Origin of the sequence: Paraburkholderia sp. MM5384-R2 (assembly GCF_014201025.1) — a bacterium.
GTDB classification, from domain to species: domain Bacteria; phylum Pseudomonadota; class Gammaproteobacteria; order Burkholderiales; family Burkholderiaceae; genus Paraburkholderia; species Paraburkholderia tuberum.
This window is the reverse complement of sequence record NZ_JACHDI010000045.1, coordinates 1-20,026: the sequence shown is the minus strand read 5'-3', so window position 1 is coordinate 20,026 and position 20,026 is coordinate 1. Positions and strand designations below refer to the sequence as shown.

At 60.2% G+C, this 20,026-nt stretch carries 18 protein-coding genes and 3 pseudogenes; 7 read left to right on the top strand and 14 right to left on the bottom strand.

Going from position 1 to position 20,026, the window contains the following annotated elements; all coding sequences use genetic code 11:
* Positions 1 to 20: 20 nt before the first annotated feature.
* The 3 genes from HDG37_RS36475 to HDG37_RS36465 are packed head-to-tail and all read right to left on the bottom strand — an operon-like array spanning position 21 to position 5,435.
* Entirely contained in the window at positions 21 to 3,827 is a 3,807-nt protein-coding gene (locus tag HDG37_RS36475) for a nitrate reductase subunit alpha (protein ID WP_184056147.1), read from the bottom strand.
* 16 nt (positions 3,828 to 3,843) lie between these two features.
* Positions 3,844 to 5,253 (bottom strand): NarK family nitrate/nitrite MFS transporter, encoded by a 1,410-nt coding sequence (locus HDG37_RS36470; RefSeq protein WP_184056145.1) that lies wholly within the window; start codon positions 5,251 to 5,253, stop codon positions 3,844 to 3,846.
* Entirely contained in the window at positions 5,250 to 5,435 is a 186-nt protein-coding gene (locus tag HDG37_RS36465) for a hypothetical protein (RefSeq protein WP_184056143.1), read from the bottom strand. Before HDG37_RS36465 ends, HDG37_RS36470 begins: the two co-directional genes overlap by 4 nt.
* A 953-nt stretch (positions 5,436 to 6,388) precedes the next feature.
* Between HDG37_RS36465 and HDG37_RS36460 the strand changes: the two genes are divergently transcribed.
* Together HDG37_RS36460 and HDG37_RS36455 are read left to right on the top strand one after the other, a co-directional pair.
* Positions 6,389 to 6,961, top strand: coding sequence for a hemerythrin domain-containing protein (locus tag HDG37_RS36460; protein ID WP_184056140.1), 573 nt, complete (start codon positions 6,389 to 6,391; stop codon positions 6,959 to 6,961).
* A 267-nt stretch (positions 6,962 to 7,228) separates the two neighbouring features.
* Complete coding sequence (locus tag HDG37_RS36455) at positions 7,229 to 7,813, top strand: hemerythrin domain-containing protein (protein ID WP_184056138.1); 585 nt, start codon at positions 7,229 to 7,231, stop codon at positions 7,811 to 7,813.
* A 200-nt stretch (positions 7,814 to 8,013) separates the two neighbouring features.
* On the opposite strand, the gene HDG37_RS36450 is transcribed toward HDG37_RS36455, so the two are convergent.
* Positions 8,014 to 8,322 carry a hypothetical protein gene (locus HDG37_RS36450; RefSeq protein WP_184056136.1) on the bottom strand — a complete coding sequence of 103 codons (309 nt, stop codon included), beginning with the start codon at positions 8,320 to 8,322 and terminating at the stop codon, positions 8,014 to 8,016.
* Between the two features lie 169 nt (positions 8,323 to 8,491).
* On the bottom strand, positions 8,492 to 8,962 hold the full coding sequence (locus tag HDG37_RS36445) for an Rrf2 family transcriptional regulator (RefSeq protein ID WP_184056134.1): 471 nt from the start codon (positions 8,960 to 8,962) through the stop codon (positions 8,492 to 8,494).
* Between the two features lie 207 nt (positions 8,963 to 9,169).
* On the opposite strand from HDG37_RS36445, the pseudogene hemN reads away from it, so the two are divergent.
* Both hemN and HDG37_RS36435 read left to right on the top strand, forming a co-directional pair.
* Positions 9,170 to 10,614 (top strand): annotated as a pseudogene (hemN, locus tag HDG37_RS36440) (oxygen-independent coproporphyrinogen III oxidase).
* A gap of 44 nt (positions 10,615 to 10,658) precedes the next feature.
* Positions 10,659 to 11,000, top strand: a complete 342-nt coding sequence (locus tag HDG37_RS36435; RefSeq protein WP_184056132.1) for a putative zinc-binding protein — start codon at positions 10,659 to 10,661, stop codon at positions 10,998 to 11,000.
* On the opposite strand, the pseudogene HDG37_RS36430 reads toward HDG37_RS36435, so the two are convergent.
* Together HDG37_RS36430 and HDG37_RS40510 are read right to left on the bottom strand one after the other, a co-directional pair.
* Positions 10,982 to 11,422, bottom strand: a pseudogene (locus tag HDG37_RS36430) (IS6 family transposase); the annotation flags it as partial. The gene HDG37_RS36435 and the pseudogene HDG37_RS36430 overlap by 19 nt on opposite strands.
* Before the next feature lie 79 nt (positions 11,423 to 11,501).
* On the bottom strand, positions 11,502 to 11,801 hold the full coding sequence (locus HDG37_RS40510; RefSeq protein ID WP_221312266.1) for a group II intron maturase-specific domain-containing protein: 300 nt from the start codon (positions 11,799 to 11,801) through the stop codon (positions 11,502 to 11,504).
* A gap of 54 nt (positions 11,802 to 11,855) precedes the next feature.
* On the opposite strand from HDG37_RS40510, the gene HDG37_RS36420 reads away from it, so the two are divergent.
* The 3 genes and pseudogenes from HDG37_RS36420 (at position 11,856) to HDG37_RS36410 (ending at position 15,949) form a co-directional block, all read left to right on the top strand.
* On the top strand, positions 11,856 to 12,338 hold the full coding sequence (locus HDG37_RS36420) for a LysR substrate-binding domain-containing protein (protein ID WP_311541844.1): 483 nt from the start codon (positions 11,856 to 11,858) through the stop codon (positions 12,336 to 12,338).
* A 340-nt stretch (positions 12,339 to 12,678) separates the two neighbouring features.
* Positions 12,679 to 14,163: pseudogene (locus tag HDG37_RS36415) on the top strand (Tn3 family transposase); the annotation flags it as partial.
* A 628-nt stretch (positions 14,164 to 14,791) separates the two neighbouring features.
* The gene (locus HDG37_RS36410) at positions 14,792 to 15,949 is read left to right on the top strand and encodes an aminopeptidase P family protein (protein ID WP_184056130.1); all 1,158 of its coding nucleotides are present in this window, start codon (positions 14,792 to 14,794) and stop codon (positions 15,947 to 15,949) included.
* Between the two features lie 170 nt (positions 15,950 to 16,119).
* Here the strand turns inward: HDG37_RS36410 and HDG37_RS36405 are convergent, their stop codons facing one another.
* From HDG37_RS36405 to HDG37_RS36375, 7 genes are all read right to left on the bottom strand, one after another.
* Positions 16,120 to 16,347: a hypothetical protein gene (locus HDG37_RS36405; protein ID WP_184056128.1), complete on the bottom strand. Its 228-nt coding sequence runs from the start codon at positions 16,345 to 16,347 to the stop codon at positions 16,120 to 16,122.
* 58 nt (positions 16,348 to 16,405) lie between these two features.
* Entirely contained in the window at positions 16,406 to 16,708 is a 303-nt protein-coding gene (locus HDG37_RS36400; protein WP_184056126.1) for a hypothetical protein, read from the bottom strand.
* Between the two features lie 171 nt (positions 16,709 to 16,879).
* The gene (locus tag HDG37_RS36395; RefSeq protein WP_184056124.1) at positions 16,880 to 17,152 is read right to left on the bottom strand and encodes a DUF1488 family protein; all 273 of its coding nucleotides are present in this window, start codon (positions 17,150 to 17,152) and stop codon (positions 16,880 to 16,882) included.
* Positions 17,153 to 17,489: 337 nt separating this feature from the next.
* Positions 17,490 to 17,759, bottom strand: a complete 270-nt coding sequence (locus tag HDG37_RS36390) for a hypothetical protein (protein ID WP_184056122.1) — start codon at positions 17,757 to 17,759, stop codon at positions 17,490 to 17,492.
* A 67-nt stretch (positions 17,760 to 17,826) separates the two neighbouring features.
* On the bottom strand, positions 17,827 to 18,156 hold the full coding sequence (locus HDG37_RS40505; RefSeq protein ID WP_260335240.1) for a hypothetical protein: 330 nt from the start codon (positions 18,154 to 18,156) through the stop codon (positions 17,827 to 17,829).
* 303 nt (positions 18,157 to 18,459) lie between these two features.
* The gene (phaP, locus tag HDG37_RS36380; RefSeq protein ID WP_184056120.1) at positions 18,460 to 19,035 is read right to left on the bottom strand and encodes a TIGR01841 family phasin; all 576 of its coding nucleotides are present in this window, start codon (positions 19,033 to 19,035) and stop codon (positions 18,460 to 18,462) included.
* A 528-nt stretch (positions 19,036 to 19,563) separates the two neighbouring features.
* Positions 19,564 to 20,026, bottom strand: a 463-nt coding sequence (locus HDG37_RS36375; protein ID WP_184056118.1) for an IS6 family transposase, incomplete at its 5' end; no start/stop codon positions are given.

The following is a 20,026-nucleotide window of genomic DNA, read 5'->3' as shown; positions in this document are numbered from 1 at the left end:
TCCTTGGGACCGGCGATCGATCAGGGGTTCTCGCCCTGGGACTGGTAGGCGCGAGCGAACTCGTCGCCGCGTGGGGTATCCAGCCAGTCGACGTCTTTCATCTTGCGGACTACGACGAATTCGTCGCGGTTGGTGCCGATCGTTCCGTAGTAGTTGAACCCGTAGCTCAGTTGCGCATAGCCGCCGATCATGTGGGTGGGCTTGAGCACGATCCGGGTGACCGAATTGTGAATTCCGCCGCGTACGCCGGTGATCTCCGAACCCGGCGTGTTGATGATCTTCTCCTGCGCGTGGTACATCAGCACCATGCCCGAATTGACCCGCTGGCTGACCACCGCGCGTGCCGCAATCGCGCCGTTGATGTTGAAGAGCTCGACCCAGTCGTTGTCCTCGACACCGGCGCGCTTCGCATCCTCTTCGCTCAGCCAGATGACGGGCCCGCCGCGGTTTAGCGTGAGCATCAACAGGTTGTCGCTGTAGGTGCTGTGAATGCCCCACTTCTGGTGCGGCGTAATGAAGTTCAGGACGATTTCCGGGTGGCCGTTGGGCTTGACGTTATGGATGCCGCCAGTCGCCTTCAGATCCACCGGCGGGCGGTAGCTCGAGAAGGCTTCGCCGAATGCGATCATCCAGGGGTGATCCTGATAGAACTGCTGGCGGCCGGTGAGTGTGCGCCACGGAATCAGTTCGTGAACGTTGGTGTAGCCGGCGTTATAGCTGACCGTTTCGCTTTCGATGCCGCTCCAGGTGGGCGAACTGATGATCTTGCGGGGCTGCGCCTGCACGTCGCGATAGCGGATCTTCTCGTCCTCGCGATAGAGCGCAAGGTGCTTGTGTTCGCGCCCGGTGGCTTTCGACAGCGCCTCCCAGGCTTTTACCGCTACATGACCATTGGTTTCAGGCGCAAGCTGCAGGATCACTTCGCAGGCGTCGATATCGGTAACGATGCGCGGCATGCCCTTCGTCGGGCCGTCGTCCTGGGTGAAGCCATTCAGCTGGCCGAGTTGCGTCACCTCGGTTTCGGTTTTCCATGCAATACCCTTGCCGCCATTACCGACCTGGTTCATCAGCGGGCCCAGCGCGGTGAAGCGTTTGAAGACGTTCGGGTAGTCGCGCTCCACCGTCATGATCTGCGGCGCCGTCTTGCCGGGAATGAGATCGCATTCGCCCTTGTGCCACTCCCTTACTTCGAACGGTTGGGCGAGTTCGGCCGGCGAATCGTGCATCAACGGGTTCAGCATGACGTCGCGCTCGACGCCTAGATGGCCCACGCATACTTCGCTGAAAGCCTTTGCGAAGCCCTTGTAGATTTCCCAGTCGGAACGGGCCTGCCAGACCGGGTCCACTGCTGCGGAGAGCGGGTGGATGAACGGATGCATGTCGCTGGTATTGAGGTCGTTCTTCTCGTACCAGCTGGCCGTCGGCAAGACGATGTCCGAATACAGGCAGGTCGTGCTCATGCGGAAGTCCAGCGTCACGAGCAGATCGAGCTTGCCCTCTGGCGCCTCGTCGTGCCATTTGACCTCGACGGGGCGCGCGTCGTCGCGGCCCAGGTCCTTGCCCTGCACGCCGTTTTCCGTACCCAGCAGATGTTTGCAAAAGTACTCATGGCCCTTGCCCGAGGAGCCGAGCAGATTCGAACGCCACACGAACATGTTGCGTGGCCAGTTTTGCGGCGCGTCGGGATCTTCGCAGCTCATCTGCAGGCTGCCGTCGCGCAACCCCTTCACGACGTAGTCTTTGGCGTCCATGCCTTGCGCCGCGGCCTGCTTCGCCACCTGCAAGGGATTGGCTTTCAGCTGTGGGGCACTCGGCAGCCACCCCATGCGCTCCGCTCGCACGTTGTAGTCGATCATGCTGCCGCCATAGAGGCGCTTGTCGGCGAGCGGCGAAGCAATCTCCTCCATGTTCAGCTTTTCGTATCGCCACTGGTCGGTGTGCGCATAGAAGAAGCTGGTGCCGTTCATCTGTCGCGGCGGGCGGATCCAGTCCAGCGCGAAGGCGAGCGCGGTCCAGCCGGTTTGCGGGCGCAACTTTTCCTGGCCGACGTAGTGCGCCCAGCCGCCGCCGCTCTGGCCGATGCAGCCGCACATCATCAACAGGTTGATCACGCCGCGGTAGTTCATGTCGGCGTGATACCAGTGGTTCATTGCCGCACCGATGATCACCATTGACCGGCCGTGCGTCTTGTCGGCGTTGGCGGCGAATTCGCGAGCGACGGTGACGATCTGATCGCGCGGCACGCCGGTAATCGACTCCGCCCACGCGGGGGTGTACGCGGCATTGTCGTCGTAGCTGGCCGCACCGCTGCCGAGGCCCCGGTCGATGCCGTACTGCGCTGCCTGAAGATCGAACACGGTGGCGACCAGTGCTTCACGCGTTTCGCCTTCCTTGCCGAGCCGCAGCCGTACCGCCGGCGCTTTCACGTGATTGATCTGCCCGTCCAGTTCATTGGCGGTGAAATGCGGTGTCGGCACGCCGCCGAAGTAGGGCAGTGCAATATCGACGATCTCGTGCGGCTGCGAGCCGTCCTCGAGCACGGAGAGCTTGAGCGTGACCGCCTCGCCGTGACGCGCTTCCTTTTCTTCCAGATTCCACTTGCCGACGTCTTCGCCGGCTTCGGCGCTCCAGCGGAAACCGATCGAACCGTTGGGCAGCACGGCACGGCCGCCCGTGTCGAACGCGACGGTTTTCCATTCCGGATTGTTCGATTGCCCGAGTTTGCCGTTGAAGTCGCTGGCGCGCAGGTAGCGGTCCGGCACCAGCGTCTCGCGCCCGTCCGGCAGCGTGTGCGTCTTGAGCATCACGAGCATCGGCAGGTCGGTGTAGCGCCGCGCGTAGCCGTCGAAGTATTCGCTGCGCGTCTTGAAGTAGAACTCGTTCAGCGCGACGTGCCCCATCGCCATGGCGAGCGCGGCATCGGTTCCCTGCCGCGGGTGCAGCCAGAGGTCGGAGAGCTTTGCGACTTCGCTGTAGTCCGGCGTCACCGCGACGGTTTTCGTGCCCTTGTAGCGGACTTCAGTGAAGAAGTGCGCGTCGGGCGTGCGGGTCTGCGGAACATTGCTACCCCAGGCGATGATGTAGGAGGAGTTGTACCAGTCCGCCGATTCCGGCACGTCGGTCTGTTCGCCCCAGACTTGCGGGCTGGCCGGCGGCAGATCGCAATACCAGTCGTAGAAACTCATGCAGACGCCGCCGATCAGGCTCAGGTAGCGGCTCCCTGCCGCGTAGCTGACCATGCTCATCGCCGGAATCGGCGAAAAGCCGATGATGCGGTCGGGGCCGTGCGCCTTGATCGTATAGACATTGGCTGCGGCGACGATCCGGTTCACTTCTTCCCAACTGCTGCGCACGAAGCCGCCCATGCCGCGCACCTTCTGGTAGTCGCGCCGCGCTTCGGGGTTTTCGACGATCGAGGTCCACGCGGAGACGGGATCGCCATGCGCCTGCAACGCTGCGCGCCAGCGTTCGAGCAGGCGTGCGCGCACCATCGGGTATTTCACGCGGTTCGCGCTGTAGAGGTACCACGAGTATGAGGCGCCGCGCGCGCAGCCGCGCGGTTCATGATTGGGCATGTCCCAGCGGGTGCGCGGATAATCGGTCTGCTGCGTTTCCCACGTGACGATGCCGCCCTTGACGTAGATCTTCCACGAACAGGAGCCCGTGCAGTTCACGCCGTGCGTGCTGCGCACGATCTTGTCGTGAGCCCAGCGATTCCGGTAGGTGTCTTCCCACGTGCGGTCTTCGCCGGTGGTGACGCCGTGACCGTCCGCAAACTGCTCTTTCGGGAGCGCGAAGTGGGTCAGTCGGTCAAGAAAATGGCTCATGGAACGGGCTCCGGTTTCAGCAGGGCATCGGTGCGTTGCGGCGGGCATAGTGCCACCACGTCACGACGATGCACACGAGATAGAACGAAATGAACACGTACAGCGCCGCTTGAGGGCCGCCGGTGAGGGAAATCGAGCTTCCATAGCTCTTCGGAATGAAGAAGCCGCCATAGGCCGCCATGGCCGCGGAGAACCCCAGCGTGGCCGCGGCCTCGGTGTTGCCTTCCCTGGTTGCGCGCTGCACGGCTTCATGATCGGCCGGGTCGACTTCGCGCAGCTTCGAGGTGAGAAAGATCACCGGGATCATGCGGAACGTCGAGCCGTTGCCAATGCCCGTGGTCAGGAACAGCACGAGAAAGCTGGCGAAGAAACCCGCGAAGCTGCCCGCCGAGGAACCGCTGGGCAGGAAGATCAGCACGCCGCCCACGGCGCATGCCATCACGACGAAGTTCCACAGCGTCACGCGTGCGCCGCCCAGCTTGTCGGCGAGCCACCCGCCGAAGGGCCGCACCGCGGCGCCGACGAGCGGTCCCAACCAGGCGTAGGCGAGCGGATTGACACCGGGGAACTGGCTCTTGATCAGCAGCGGGAAGCCTGCGGCGTAGCCGATGAACGATCCGAAGGTGCCGAGGTACAGCACGCACATCACCCAGTTGTGCTTGCGCCGGAAGATCACCGCCTGTTCGGCGAACGACGCCTTCGCTTCCGCGAGATCGTTCATGCCGAACCATGCGGCGAGCGATGCCAGGGCAATCCACGGCACCCAGACGAAGGCGGCATTCTGCGTCCACACGAGCGTGGTCTGTCCGGCCTTGACGACGCTTTGCGGGTCGCCGGCAAAGACGCCGAAGATGCCGGCGGTGACGACGAGCGGGCTCAGGAACTGCACGACCGAAACTCCCAGGTTGCCGAGTCCGGCGTTGACGCCGAGTGCCGACCCCTTGCGTTCCTTCGGGAAGAAGAAGCTGATGTTGGCCATGCTCGAACTGAAGTTACCGCCGCCGAGGCCGCACAGCAACGCAAGCGCCAGCATCGTCGGATAGGTCGTGGTGTTGTCCTGCACGGCGAAACCGATACCGATCGCCGGGATCAACAGCGAAGCCGTGGAGATTGCCGTCCAGCGGCGGCCGCCGACAAGCGGCACCATGAACGAATAGAAGATGCGCAGCGTCGCGCCGCTCAGGGCCGGCGCCGCCGCGAGCCAGAACAGCTGGTTCGTCGAGTAGCGGAAGCCGAGCGTCGGCAGATTCACCGCGACGACGCTCCAGACCTGCCAGATTGCGAACGCGAGGAACAACGCAGGGACCGAGATCCACAGGTTGAGCCTGGCGATTGCCTCGCCTTCACGTTCCCAGAACGCCTTGTCTTCGGGGGACCAGATCGCGAGTGTGCGACCTGGCCGCGATGCTATCGGCCGGGAGTTCATTGCAATTCTCCTGTCGGATGATCGATCCTCCGGTCCGGGTTGGATCGGAGCCGTTTCACGCGCTGCCGCAGGTCTACCAGGACGCCGGTCATCCAGACCAGCAGGACGATGCAGAACGTGAGCAGGGCGACATCGAGCAGTGGCAAGCTCTGGTCGAAAACAGGTTGCGGCAGGTGGTTCATGATGTGGCGCTGTTGGAGTCTCGGTGGATAGGATTGTGTGCGGCTGGCGTCCGCATGAATATCCGTCGAGTGGGTGTAACGCGTGAGGCATTGGAACTATGGCGTCCCGTCGAGCCGTAGTTCTAAAGAACTACCTGGATTTTTAATCATCAGCGATTTGAGCTAAATCAACCTGAGCGGCAACGATCCGGTGTTGGCGTGATCAGCATTGGCGGCGAACGCAATTCCCGGCTTTTCAGTCAGACTCTGGGAAGTGGTGGAAACACTTGCGATGCCGGTTGTCGGGATTGCCCATTACCTTGCGACGCGCACACCCATTGCCTTGCGCTAAAGGCAGGCCGCCCGGCCGTGCTCGTTCGCCGCGCGTGCCCGGCGCCGATGACCGGCAGCCGTGTCTTCGTCGTATCGAGACGCAACATTGGACCATCCGGCTGGCTCACGTGCGCCCCGGACGCAGGCGCAGTTCGAGTTGTGTGTGTCTAAGCGTATGGCTGTCCCATACGCACGTCCCAATCGACAATTATCGACAACCGGGCACCGGTAGTCGCTCGGAAATCGCGGCCGGTCATTCGACCGCAAAATTCGAATCTGCAATTGGGATCGCGTTCAAAAATGCGAAGGACGGGTGCTCGCCCAGCATTTGAGTTGCTGAAGCAGACGCTAGCTCCACCGGTGCCGTATGGGTGTCACTGCACTGCAGTGACGGTGACTTGCGACGCAGCGGCGAATTCAGGATTTACGTCGCAGCCAAACGAACGCATTCCCGATTGCCATTCACCTTCCCGCGCCCGATACCGCTGCGAATCCCGCTTGATCCCGATCAACTATATAAGGCCTGCATGCGCCATTCTTGTCAGAAGCGTGAGCCAGAGCGTCACTGTCTTCTCGTCGCCAGATAACGAGGCTACAACTCGATGGCTTGCGCATGTCCATAGACGGCAGAGGAGGTTGACATGTCTGCGTGGGGGCGGGGAGGTGCTGTAGAAGTCATTCTGAGAGAACATGAACAGTTGGCGTCCGTGAACCGGGCGATGCAGGAGTTCGTCAACCAGTTGGGCGCGAAGGGAGAAACGCGAGCCCTCATCGTATTGCGGGCCATGCTCTATTACATCCGCGAATACCCGCAACAGGTTCACCATCCGAAAGAAGATCATTTCCTTTTTGCGAGATTGCGCGCGCGAACGCATGAACTTGACCACGTCATCGATAAACTCGAGTCGCAACATGTTCAAGGTAACGTCCAGGTTCAGGAGCTGGAGAATGCACTGACCCGCTATGAACTGGTTGGTGATGCCGCATGCGCGTCGTTGAAACATCTGGTGAATGAGTACGTTGAGTTCTCCTCCAACCACAGACGACTGGAAGAGGACCTGATCTTGCCCGGTGCTCTGCGCTTCCTGACTAACGAAGACTGGGATGAGGTCAATGCTGCGTTCGGTGCAAATCGCGACCCGTTTGACGGCGTCAAACTTGAGGAGGACCTTGACAGGCTGTTCACCTTGATCGTCAATACCATCCCGCGGTAAGCCTTGACGCCAGCGTAAGCGGTCTACGTGAACGTCCCGTTTGAACAGACTCCTGATCGTACTGGCAGAGGCTCTCGCGGGCCTGCCAGTCCAGCACAATCTCCGCGGACCGTGCGGTTGTTTTGACCTGCGTCAGTTCTTCCCTGGCTGGAACCAGTAGCATTTGATTACACCGGTTCCCGCTGGACGTTATCGGGCACGGCGAACGGGTAAGGCCCTGTCTTTAGCACCGTATCGAGTACCTGACCTATTTCCGTGGAGCACGCGATGGCCGACCCACTTACCGAATGGCACTCCGACCACATCAATTTCGCCCGGCTACTCGACATTCTGGACGAACAGGTAGCAGCTTTCCACGAGGGCGGGAGCCCGAATTACGCTCTGATGGGCGATGTCCTCTATTACATGCGGAACTTTACTGATCGCGTTCATCATCCGCGTGAAGATGTGGCATACGCGCGACTTGCTGAACGGGATCCCGGGACCCGATTGGTGGTAAACCGCCTTCTGCAGGAACATCGCGTAATTGCCGTGGCGGGTGAAGAACTCCTGAATCGCATCAATGAAGCCGCGGGCGACGTTGTGATGCCGCGCGCCGATCTGGAGGCGGCCATGGCAACGTATCTTGTGTACTATCGTCATCACCTTTCCTCTGAGGAACGGGACGTCATGCACCTCGCTGCCCGGACGCTGACAGAACACGACTGGGCTGCGGTAGATGCGACCGTACCGGCCACCGCGGATCCGCTTTTCGGAGTCAACGTACTGACGCGTTTCGAGACGCTTCGCAAGCAGATCACTCTTGACGCGAAGGCGTCCAGCGACCAGGGGCAGCAAACGGACACGCCTTGACTGATACCCACGCGCATCAGCGACGCAACCGCTTCTGGCCATAAACTGCGCAATGCCGGCACGGAAGATTCTTTTGTCCGCGCTGCGGCAGAGCTGTCGAACCGCACGAGCGGTGGTGTCAGTGGAGATCCGGAGTGGCTTGCCGCCGACGAGTGCGCACCCGAAATTGCGGTGAATTTATCAACGGTTGACACTGCGTCTCAGTTTGCACGAGCCGCACCGGTGCGCAGTGCCAAAGCATCGAATGGATTGTGAATAATGTCGCGCGAATTCATCGGGGAAAGTGCAGGCAGCCACAGCGCTTTCCCGACGGTTCCGGACACGGCGTCGCCAGGCAGGAACGGCCGGAGCCCCGATCGCACGCCGCGCAGCGCCGCAGGACCGGCCGATGCACGGCCGCCATGCCACCTTCCGCACACCGAGCCGTCCCGGTCGCGCACCGGAGTGAAGCTCATATCGACGTAGAGCTTGCGCCCGTCTTGTGGATCTCGTGCATGAGTGTGACGCAATCGTGCAGCCGCGTGGCGCCGCTCGTCATGGCAGCCTCGAAGTCGCGTCAATGGACTTCGCGCAGATGCCGGGGGATGATCAGGTTGCGGTTGGCGCCCTGCGCCTCGGCGGCACTGAAGCCGAACAGTTGCGTGCTGATTCAAGGTGAAGGTGCGTCAGGCGTCACGCTTACTCGCGTGCGCGCCGCACAAGCGGCTGAATTTCCGGAGCGCTGGCAAGCAGACGCGTCAACGTGTTGCGTTTGGCCGCAATGTCCGCCAGCGTGTATTTGTCGAGCACTTCCATGTACGCCCGCAACGCTTGCCCCAGCACGCCGCGCAGCCCGCATGCCGCAGTGATCACGCATTTGTTGCCCTCGGTATCGAAGCACTCGACCATGCGGAAATCGGGCTCTGTTGCGCGCACGACGTCGCCCACTGTGATCCGGTTTGCGGGCCGGCCCAGCCGCAGGCCGCCCGAGCGACCCCTCGTCGTGTTCAGGTAGCCGGCGCGCCCCAGTTGATGAACGATCTTCACCAGATGGCCACGCGCGATGGCAAGCGTGTCGGAGATTTCCTGGATCGTGACGAGTTCGTCGTCGCGCACAGCAACGTAGATCAGTACGCGCAGGCTGTAGTCCGTAAAGTCTGTGAGTCTCATGGCGCACCTTTTAAGATATATCAATACTATATCTTTTTTTGGGCTTGCGTCGCGCCAGCCCGTGGGAATCCTCCGACAGTCGACTATCGCGGTGTTGCAGTCAGCTGCATTGACACAGGTCAATCGCTTCTGGACTCCGCGCACGACAATCAGGTAGGCGCGATCGCCGCGCCCCATGCACGAAATGTTCTAAGATCGAGGAATCATATGCAACGCGAAGCAGACAATGGACGGGAGACGCCGGCTCATACGAAGGAGGCGGGCGTCTCCGTTCTTCACGGCATCGAGATTCCAGAAGACCTGGTTCGTCGCTTCGACCGCTCCGGGCCGCGTTACACCTCGTACCCCACGGCCGACCGGTTCGGCGCCGGCTTCGACGAGCAGTCGTACACGCGCTACCTTGTCGGGCGCGCCGCTGCGAAGCAGAATCCGCCGCTTTCGGTCTACGTTCATCTGCCGTTTTGCGAGTCGCTCTGTTATTTCTGCGCGTGCAATAAGATCATTACGCGCGACCACGGCCGAAGCGCGACGTATCTCGACTACCTCGCGCGCGAAATGGATCTTGTCACGCCGCATCTCGGGCCGGACCGGCGCACCGTGCAGCTGCATCTGGGCGGCGGCACGCCGACATTCTTCAGTTCCGCCAAGCTTGGGCAGCTTGTCGAGAAGCTGCGGAGCCACTTCGATTTCGCGCCCGATGCGGAGCTCGGCATCGAAATCGATCCGCGAACGGTGAACGGCACGACGCTTGCGAGACTCGCGAGTCTCGGCTTCAACCGGACGAGCTTCGGCGTGCAGGACTTCGCGCCCGAGGTTCAGCAAGCCGTCAATCGCATCCAGCCGCAGGACATGGTGGAGCGCGCACTCGGAAGCGCGCGCAACGCGGGATTCGAATCCGTGAACATCGATCTGATTTACGGCCTGCCGCGGCAGACAGTGGCCAGCTTCGATCGCACGCTGAACGAAGTGATTCGCCTCGCGCCGGACCGCATCGCGCTCTACAACTACGCGCACCTGCCTGGACGCTTCAAGGCCCAACGGCTGATCGATGCGCGCGAATTACCTTCGGCCGAGGAGCGCCTGCACATCTTCATGCTCTCGGCGCAACGCTTCCTCGACGCGGGCTACGTCTACATTGGCCTCGATCACTTCGCGAAGCCCGATGACGAGCTGAGCGTCGCGTTGCGCGACGGTAGCCTGCATCGCAATTTCCAGGGCTACACGACGAAGGCTGAATGTGACCTGATCGGCTTCGGCGTATCTGCGATCGGCAAAGTCGGCAGCAGCTACAGCCAGTCGACACGTTCGCTGCAGGGCTACTACCGGCTGCTCGACGAAGGACGGTTGCCCGTCGAACGCGGTATCGCGCTCACGCGGGACGATCTGCTGCGCCGCGAAGTAATCATGACGCTGATGTGCAGCGTGCCGCTGAACTTCGCGGCGTTCTCGCGCTCGCATCAGATGGATTTCGTGCAGCACTTTGCGCGCGAACTGGCCGCGCTGGAACCATACCGCGAAGCGGGGCTGATCAGGTTGGATGCTGACGGCCTCTCGATTCCGCCGAAAGGGCGTTTTTTTTCCGCGCGATGGCCATGGTGTTTGACGGCTATCTGGACCAGCCGGCAACGTCGTCGTGGTCGAAGCTGATCTAGCCGCCGTGGTTGAATGTTCGGACTGAAACTGGAGAGATGACGAAATGGGCAACGACAGAAAATCGCGACCGCTGGTGTATTCGTGCTCGGGTTGCTCGAGCGCGGCGCAACTGGCCAACGACGTGGCGTTGCAGCTCGACCGTCGAGGCAAGGCCGAGATGTCATGCATCGCCGGTGTCGGCGGCGACGTTCCCGCCTTGCTGAAGCTGGCGCGCTCGGGCCGGCCGATCATGGCCATCGACGGCTGCCCGCTCGTCTGCGCGAAAAGCGCACTTGCCCGGCACGGCATCGTTCCCGCCAGGCACTTTCAGCGGTTTTGTCGCGGTAAGGGCAAGACGCGGACGAACGGTGGTATAAGTAGGACTGCTTATGCTGCCAGTGAGTAAAACTGCTCGGCACGAGTGTATCCGATGCCACTGTCTTCCATTTGGCCCTTGGCGATCATGTGCATGAGTTCGATGCCGCTCAACAGGATGCGGGCACAACGAAAATTCTTGAAGCCGAGCATGGGCCGCGTGCGTCGCTTGATCGCCCGATGATCTTGTTCGACGACGTTGTTCAGATACTTGTTCTGGCGAATCTTGATCGGTGTTTCCCGCTCCGCGTTGAGGGCATCCAGCGCGGAGCGGGAAACACCGCTTTTATCGATTGTCACCGTCTCGGGCTCGCCATTTTGGTCGATTGACTTTTCGAAGTAGCGCCGCGCCGCGGCCTTGTCACGATGGGCGCGCAGCAGAAAATCCACCGTGTTGTCCTCCTTGTCGACTGCGCGATACAAATACTTCCACTGGCCTCGGACCTTGATATAGGGGTGAGTAGACCCAGGGAATTGCGCCCCGAGTCTCTCGCAGAACCGTGCGTAAACCTCTGGATTTACACGGCTCCCGTTATCCAACCTGTCCCCCCTGATACTGCCAGTGCGCGAACTCTCGCGGGTACGCCTTCTTCATCTTGCGCAACCACTCTTCACTGCACCGTTTGTGCCGTCGCAGTGTTTTGTACTTGCGCTGAACCCAGCGCACGAGCTTTCGGTCGAGATACCGACTCAACTCATGCATGGCTGTCCGATAGAAAGCCCCGTAGTAGTTCCACCAGCCACATATCGTGGGATTACATTGCTCAGCGAGCTCGAACAGTGATTTCGACGTTTGGCGCTGCAACCGCCACCCCCGCGCCACCTGTCTCATCCGTTTCAGGGCGTCAGGACTGACGCCAGGTACAAAGCTGGTCGAGACCTGCCCGTGCCTGGTCAACACCCTTCGCGGACGAAACTGAAAGCCCAGAAATGTGAAGGTCACATTCGGGTAAAGCAGTCCACGATTGCTTTTTCAAAGCTCGACGGTATTCCACTGGTCTCTTTCTGCCGCCCTAACAGCTGGCGCGAGCGACTCGAGCAAATTGCCGGTGAACACCGGATCTCTCTCAACTTCGCGGCGGAAGCCGATTCTTTGAGTCTGCAGGCGCATATCGTGGCCGATGGCGGAATCTATGCGTTGCTCGGACCTTACGCGATCGCCAATCTTGAAAAGGAATGTCGGCTGCAGGCGTCGATGGTGGTCGATCCGCCAGTGCCTCGCTTCATTGCGCTGGCCATGTCTCCCCACGGCGAACTGACGCTTGCTTGCCGCACGGTCATGCAACTCACCAAGGAGATAGCGCGTTCGCGGAACCTCTCATCCGACCTCCAACGGGGCGTGTCCGCAGCCTTCCTGCGGTCGATTTGAAGGAGTGAAGGGCAACGGCCGCAAGGACCGGGCACTGTCCGGTGGCCTTTTCTCAAGTGAAAAGGGGCGCGATGCACCGTCAGGAGAAACCGCACCGTTGATAACCGCATTATCACAGGCGTGGTTCACCCGAATCTCGGGCGACTCCCACGTGGACGTAGCGGCCATCCAGACGTCGCCCTTACGGCGGCTGGCGAATGTCAGCTATTGGCTGCGGGTTTGCGACGATCGTGACCGGTCGAGATCGCCCCTCGTCAGTGAGTTCTCACGGGCGGACGAATTTCCGCTGCACACGGCGAACACTCACGCTTAACCCGGTTTTCCGTTCCACTGCGCCTCAAACCCCGGCAAGGCGAGCTCGAGGCAGATGCTGCAACACATCGATCGCCTGAAACTGCTGCAGGCCGTCGATTTGCCAGCCGGCCTCGACCGGCTGGTCCACCGTAACCGGCTGCTCAAGATTGCCCGCGAAGGCGGGCAGATGACGCCACACGACCTCGCGAAGTTCGAACCGCAGCGCCGGCACGCGACGCTCGCGGCGAGTGTGATGGAAGCGACGGCGACGGTGACGGACGAGATCGTCGAGCTGCACGACCGCATCGTCGGGCGGCTCTTTAACACCGCGAAGAAAAAACACCAGGAGCGGTTCCAGCGCGCGGGCAAGGCCATCAACGACAAGGTGAGACTATTCGGGAAACTGGGCCGGGCCCTGCTCAAGGCGAAGGAGGACGGCGTCGATGCGTTCAAGGCGATCGAATCCGTCATCTCATGGGACGCCTTCACCCAAAGTGTCACCGAGGCCGAGCAACTGGCGCAGCCCGAGGCGTTCGATCTCCTGCACGAGATCGGCGACCACTACGCAACCTTGCGCCGCTATGTGCCGGCCTTCCTCGAGGTTCTGAAGCTGCGCGCGGCGCCGGCGGCCGTCGACGTGCTCGACGCCATTAACACGATTCGCACCATGGATAGCGACGGCACACGCAAGTTGCCCGCCGACGCGCCGACCAGGTTCATCAAGCCGCGCTGGAGGCCGCTGGTATTCACGAATGCCGGGCTCGAGCGCCGGTACTACGAGTTGTGCGCGCTCTCCGAGCTGAAGAACGCTCTGCGCTCGGGCGACGTCTGGGTGCAAGGTTCCCGCCAGTTCAAGGATTTCGACGACTATCTGCTGCCGGCCGAAAAATTCCAAGCCATCCGGCGGGAGAACCTGCTGCCACTGCCTATCACGACCGACTGCGAGCAGTATCTCCTGGAGCGGCGGCAGTTGCTCGAGCAGCGGCTGGAAACGGTCAACCGGCTCGCGGCGGCCAACGATCTGCCCGATGCCATCATCACGGACTCGGGCCTGAAGATCACGCCGCTCGATGCGGTGGTACCGGACGCCGCGGAAGCGCTGATCGGCCAGACCGCGCTGATGCTGCCGCGCGTGAAGATCACCGAGCTGTTGATGGAGGTGGACGCGTGGACCGGCTTCACCTCTCACTTCACGCACCTGAAGACCGGCGAGACGACTCAGGACAAGACGCTGCTGCTCACAACGATCCTCGCGGATGCGATCAACCTCGGCCTCACGAAGATGGCCGAGGCCTGCCCAGGCACGACCTACGCAAAACTGGCGTGGCTGCAGGCATGGCACATCCGCGACGAGACGTATTCCCAGGCGCTGGCCGAACTCGTCAACGCCCAGCACGTCCATCCGTTCGCCGCTCACTGGGGAGATGGCACGACCTCATCATCCGATGGCCAGCGCTTCCGCGCCGGCGGCCGCGCGCAGAGCACCGGGCACGTCAATCCCAAGTACGGCGCCGAGCCGGGCCGGATGTACACGGGCTTTGGCCGTAAGGCGCTATGGCTCGACGACGCCGATGTGGTGCAGCACACGCGGCAAGTGGAGAGGCTTGACGTGGCCGAACCAAAATAGTTAGGTAGACTGAAGAAGTCTATAGTCACCCCGTCGCGACCGGCAAGCTGGCCAAGACCTTCCGATGTACAAACGGCACGCGTTGGCTGAGGTATCGGTCGCGGCGGCATCCGGAGAATCGCGTCTTTCAGGGCTATTTTTATGTGTTCAATGCCCGCATATAGATTGGCCGAAAAAAACGATCGTCCAAATGCCGGCCGCGATTCCCCGTTGTGGAAGCATTCCCATGGCGAGAAGCAAAAGGACGGATGCTCGAACGGAAGGCGCCGTCGGGTCGAAACCTTCCATGTCTGGCACCCGCTGACCAAGGAACAGTTCTCGCGACGCCCGGATATGGTCGGTGATAGTGTGCCATAGCAGGTGCTGGGTAGTGCTGGCCGAGACCAGTGCTACTGTGAACTCGCAGCCCCGAGAGTGTTTACCCTTCATGTCGAAAATCGAGAGTAGTTTGTCGCAGTCGATAATTTTCTGATTCGTTGAACTTCTACTATTCGCTCACACCTGCTGGCGTTTTTCACCAAGGAGCGAGCGCATGAAACTGGAAAATCTGATTCGGATTGAGAATGGCGAGAAGGTGAAGCACACCTTCTCGGATGCGGAGTATGCGAGCCGCCAGGGCAAGCTGCGCGCATTGATGTCCAACGAGAATATAGATGCCGTGCTGTTCACGTCGTATCACAACATCAACTATTACGGGGACTTCCTGTACTGCTCGTTCGGCCGTAAGTACGGGCTCGTCGTAACGCCGGACAAGGTGGTGTCGATCTCGGCAAATATCGATGGCGGCCAGCCGTGGCGTCGTACGGTCGGCGACTACAACGTGGTCTACACCGACTGGCAGCGCGATAACTTCTTCCGTGCCGTGCAGCAGGAAATCGACAACAAGGGCCGCGTCGGCATCGAGTTCGATCATGTCCCCGTGGATGTGCTGGAAAAGCTCAAAGCCGCGCTGCCCTCTGTCGAATTCGTCGATATCAGCGCGCAGACGATGCGCATGCGCATGATCAAGTCCGCTGCAGAAATCGAGGTCATCAGGCATGGCGCCAATGTGTGCGATGTGGGGGGAGCGGCGCTCGCGGCGGCGGTACATGAAGGCGTGCCCGAACATGAAGTGGCACTGGCTTCGACGCAGGCAATGGTCCGTGAAATCGCCAGACGTTTCCCCGATTCAGAGCTGATGGACACGTGGACGTGGTTCCAGTCCGGCATCAACACGGACGGCGCCCACAACCCGGTGACCACACGCAAGGTGCAGAAGGGCGACATCCTGAGCCTGAACTGCTTCTCGATGATCGCCGGTTACTACACGGCCCTCGAGCGCACGATGTTTTTCGACCACTGCTCCGATGACCACCTGCGTTTGTGGAAGGTCAACGTCGAAGTGCACGAGGCGGGGCTGAAACTGATCAAGCCGGGCGCACGCTGCAGCGATATCGCCCACGAACTGAACAGGATTTACGCGGAGTACAACCTGCTGCAATACCGCACGTTTGGCTACGGCCACTCGTTCGGTGTGCTCTCGCATTACTACGGACGCGAAACCGGGCTCGAACTGCGGGAAGACATCGACACGGTGCTCGAACCGAACATGGTCATTTCGATGGAACCGATGATCATGCTGCCGCAAGGTTTGCCTGGCGCGGGCGGTTACCAGCGAACACACAGAATGATCACATCGCGGTCAAAGTGACGGCCTGCGAACAGTTTGTCAAGGCTCTTCAGCTTGCTCATCGTCGGTTCTCAATTCATTCAGCCTGACACCTTCACCGATTCGCCCCCGCGCTATTTGCACCAGAGCCTTCTTTGTGATGGATTGGCTTGGCTTGGACTCCATGCCGTGACTCGGGTATATGCGATGGGTCAGTCTAAAACGTCGCAGCGCTTCGTTATGTTCGGAATGTTACGTTCGCGGGCAATCCCGACGGTCAATGAATTGGATTTCTGTTGCTCGGGAATGCCCAGGCCGGACCACAATAATTTCCGCGCCCTCTCGACAGCGGCATCGTGTCCGAATGGGCACAGGCGAGCCATCTTGTCTCTGGACAGCATCTGAAGAAACCCGTCTTGCACAGAGGGTGGAAGGGCCATCAGGAACTCCAGCTTAATGGGTGTGAACAGTCGATGGTAATGCGGCTGCGGCATTCCATCAGGGCGAGTGCGGGAAAATGCTAATGTCTAGCGACTGCCGCCTCACAAAGCTGACTCGTGAGATTGCCGTCTGGGTGGAGGTCAGGTCTGTTTTCTCGAGCAGCGCATCGAAGGCTTCCCGCGCGTCCTTCAGTTCCTGCATGGCCGCCGCGAATCTGGCCAATGCCAAGGTCGTGGGTTGCTTATGTGGGTCTCCTGCGTAGTGCGCTTCCAGCCGTAGTGAAGCGGCTTGTACTTCTCGCGCGGCGGTCACCACGCGTTCGAGGGCGTGTGCCTCCGCCGAGACCTTTTTCTCTTTCATCGTCGTTGTTTCCTGGGGACCGGGCGCGACCACCGTCCGGACGCTTCGGTTGGCGTTTGGCGTGGCTTCTCTGAGGCTGCCTGCATTGGAAGCACGGAATGCGCCGACTCTAAAAGATGCGTCCGATTTAATCGGTGCGAGACGTCATAGATGGTCGCCGCTGGAGCCGCGTCATCGGTCCGCAAAGTCTGCTGCCGACAATACTATCGGGGCGCCAGTCTTCTTGAGCATTCTTCTTTCGACGGCTGCCGTTATGCGCTGGTGTCCGTCGGCAAATGCTTTCAATGTGCGCGCCTCGTTAGCACCGGCCGGCAACCAGAAATGGCGTTCGAGCGCGTCGCGGCTGATTGAGCATTGCACCGACTGGTTGCGAAAAGATGCAGCGAAAGCAACCAATCTTCCGTCTGAAGAAACGCCGGGTTCCGCGGTGAGGGTGTCGTCCATAGTTGCATAGAGTCCTTATTGACCGAACGCAGGGTTGCCGCCGAAAGCACCCGCTGGCTTACCCGGTCAATAATAAATCAGATGGCCCCCGGGGTTGACCGCTGTCGAGCCCTATCGTTAAGCGGACGCGTCACCGCAGCCCATCGAGTAACGGCGCGCAGTGCAGTCGGGATGGTTCGCAGCGGCGCCTGTCCCGAACGATAGCCCAAGACTTTTTTCCCTTGTAGTTGCATCTGCAACCAACTCGCGACTTTTATGGCGTGGTGCAATAGAAACTCCGAAGTGGCTATCGATGAGGCGAGTTCCGCCGGGATGTGCGAGCCCTCCGCGGGTTTGGCTAACTCATCGCCTGTTCCGGACTGGAGACGGATATTTCAGGCGGGAATGCATCGATGCTTTCCAGCAGTCTCTGCAGTCGTTGTTGCTGGTTCGGTGAAAGTCCCTGCGTCGCAAGTGCCTGAAGCACGCGCCCGCGCCAGTAAGTTCTGGTGAATAGAGACTCCGCTCCTTGCGCGCCCAGCACCTGCTCGAGATGGTCAGTCGCGGGGTCGATATTACGGAATGTGTAGGCACTCACGCCCGTCGGGTTTCTGTCAGTGAAGGTCATTGCGTGCACTCTGATTTGCCTGCTTTTGTTTTCTGGCGTGTGTCCGAAAAAACGGTCGCGCCCAACTTTACTGATATGAAAAATATGAAAAATAGGTCGGAATTTTGAAATCAAGCAATACAGCAAACAGACTGCTGCGATGACCCAATCGCACGGCGCTAGCGCCAGCACATACTCCTGGACCGTGGGTCTCGGGCGGGAACACCTGCCATGTGCCGTCATCGTGCCGGAAGAAAAAAAGCCCAACCGAACCGTCCGGTCGCTGTGCCTCAACGCGCACGTAACGCCTGCGGCTAGAGCCTGTGCGACTGAATCGGGTTACCCGAATCGGCGTCGCCGCAGCTGGTGTCAGCCATTTTTCAACCAGCGAACGCAGGGACCTTTCTGCCGTGTTCATCCGCTCCTCCTTCAGTCTCGTTACCGTCGGCTCGGCGTTGCCCGGTTGCACAAGCCTCGATGTACCTGCGGCCTCGAAGAATGTGGTTGCTTCGCGTGATGGATGCCGGACGAAATCAAACGAAGCTATGGCAGGCGACCTGCGCAACGGCGCTTGAAAATTTCTGGCGCAGGAGACGAGTTCCGCGACCGCGTGCGAGGCGCACCGGGCGCCTCGCACCGCCACAGGCGGCCACCCCGCAAGCAACGCGGGCGGGGTGCTCGCCTGAACGATTTGACAGTAGTGAGCTACGACAAAACGCTATTACTTCTCACTGGTTTCGACCGGTGCTGCAAGCTGTCGAGTCCGCTTGGCCGAGGTCGACGCCGCGGCGCTGATATTGCTCTCCGCAGTCTCTACCGCCTGCTTTGCGGCCTTGCTCGCAGCTTCATACGTCGTGTTCGCCGTCTCGCTTGCCGTGGTGATGAAGGTCTTCCACGCAGCCACGGCGTTTTCGCTTCCCGCCGGCGCGTTCTTCGCGACGCTGTCGACAAATGCCTGTGCATCGTGCTGGAACTGCTTGATTTTTGCTTCGGCGACGGCGGCGAATTCGGCTTGAGTGCTGGAGATAATTTCGTAAACGTGGCGCCAGTATGACTGTGCTTTTTCTATGGCGGGTTGAGCCTGGCCTGCCTGTTGTGCGAAAAACTCCTGCGGCGCTCCGGCCGAAAACGCCTTGACCAGGATTTCCTGATTTTCGGCGAGGCTTGATTTGACTGCTAGCATGTTCAACCCGACCAGCTTTTCGATGGCGTCAAATGATTTGGTCAGGATGCCAAATGTTGTGTCAACACCAGCTTTCTGCGCAGCGACGATTTGTTCCGGGGGAATACTGCTCATCTTTAACTCCATAGAGGATGCGGGACCAGCGTCCCAAGGTTCCGATGCACGGAATCGCGAGCTATCAGCCACCAAAAGCCACAACGTCGAGCAATTGATGCGATGCAGCAAAATCATTCTAGAGCGGCTGGGGCGAATGTCAATGACCTTTCGGCACGCATTAGGCGCGACCTAGGAGGTCGACGCCGAAAGCCTTACTGGCATTGGCGAAGATGAATTTTAAGTAGAAACCCCAACAGTCAACCGGTACAGGCTTCCCACATATTGGTGTTTACGATGACTTGTGCAGCGCCGCAGAAAATTTGTACAGTCATGCTCGTTCCGACGTTGTGCGGAGTTGTTTCCGCTCGCGCGTTCAGTTGCTGGTCGCGACGCGGTACCTACCCGGTTCGCCAGAAGGCTGGTGCACGGCTTCGTGCTTCAATGGTGGAGGCATCGAGGAAGCTAGAGGGCGAGACCGCAGCGTCCGCACCGGTTCTGTCGCAGTAAGCGTGACGAGACGACAAATGTCAATATAATCGGTATTGCTTACATAACAAGTGAATAAAACTGCCGGGAAGCAGACAACGGGTCTTTGCCCACACATTTCATCTGTCCTTTCCTGATCATGTGCATTACCTCGATGCCGCCGAGATAGACCCTCGCACTGTGGAAATCCTTGAACCCTAGCATACGACGGGTCCGGCGTTTGATAGCCCGATGGTCCTGTTCGACGATGTTATTCAGGTATTTGATCTGGCGGACCTTGATCGGCGTCTCGCGATCGGCATTCACCGCGTTCAACGCGGCCAGATTGGAGCCGCTTTTGTCGATGGTCACGGTCTCTGGCGCACCATTGTGGGCGATGGCTTTTTCAAAGAACCGCCGGGCTGCAACCTTGTCCCGCCTGGCCCTGTGCAGGAAGTCGATCGTGTCGCCCGCCTTGTCCACCGCCCGATAAAGATATTTCCACTCGCCTTTGATCCTGATATAGCTCTCGTCCATTCGCCAG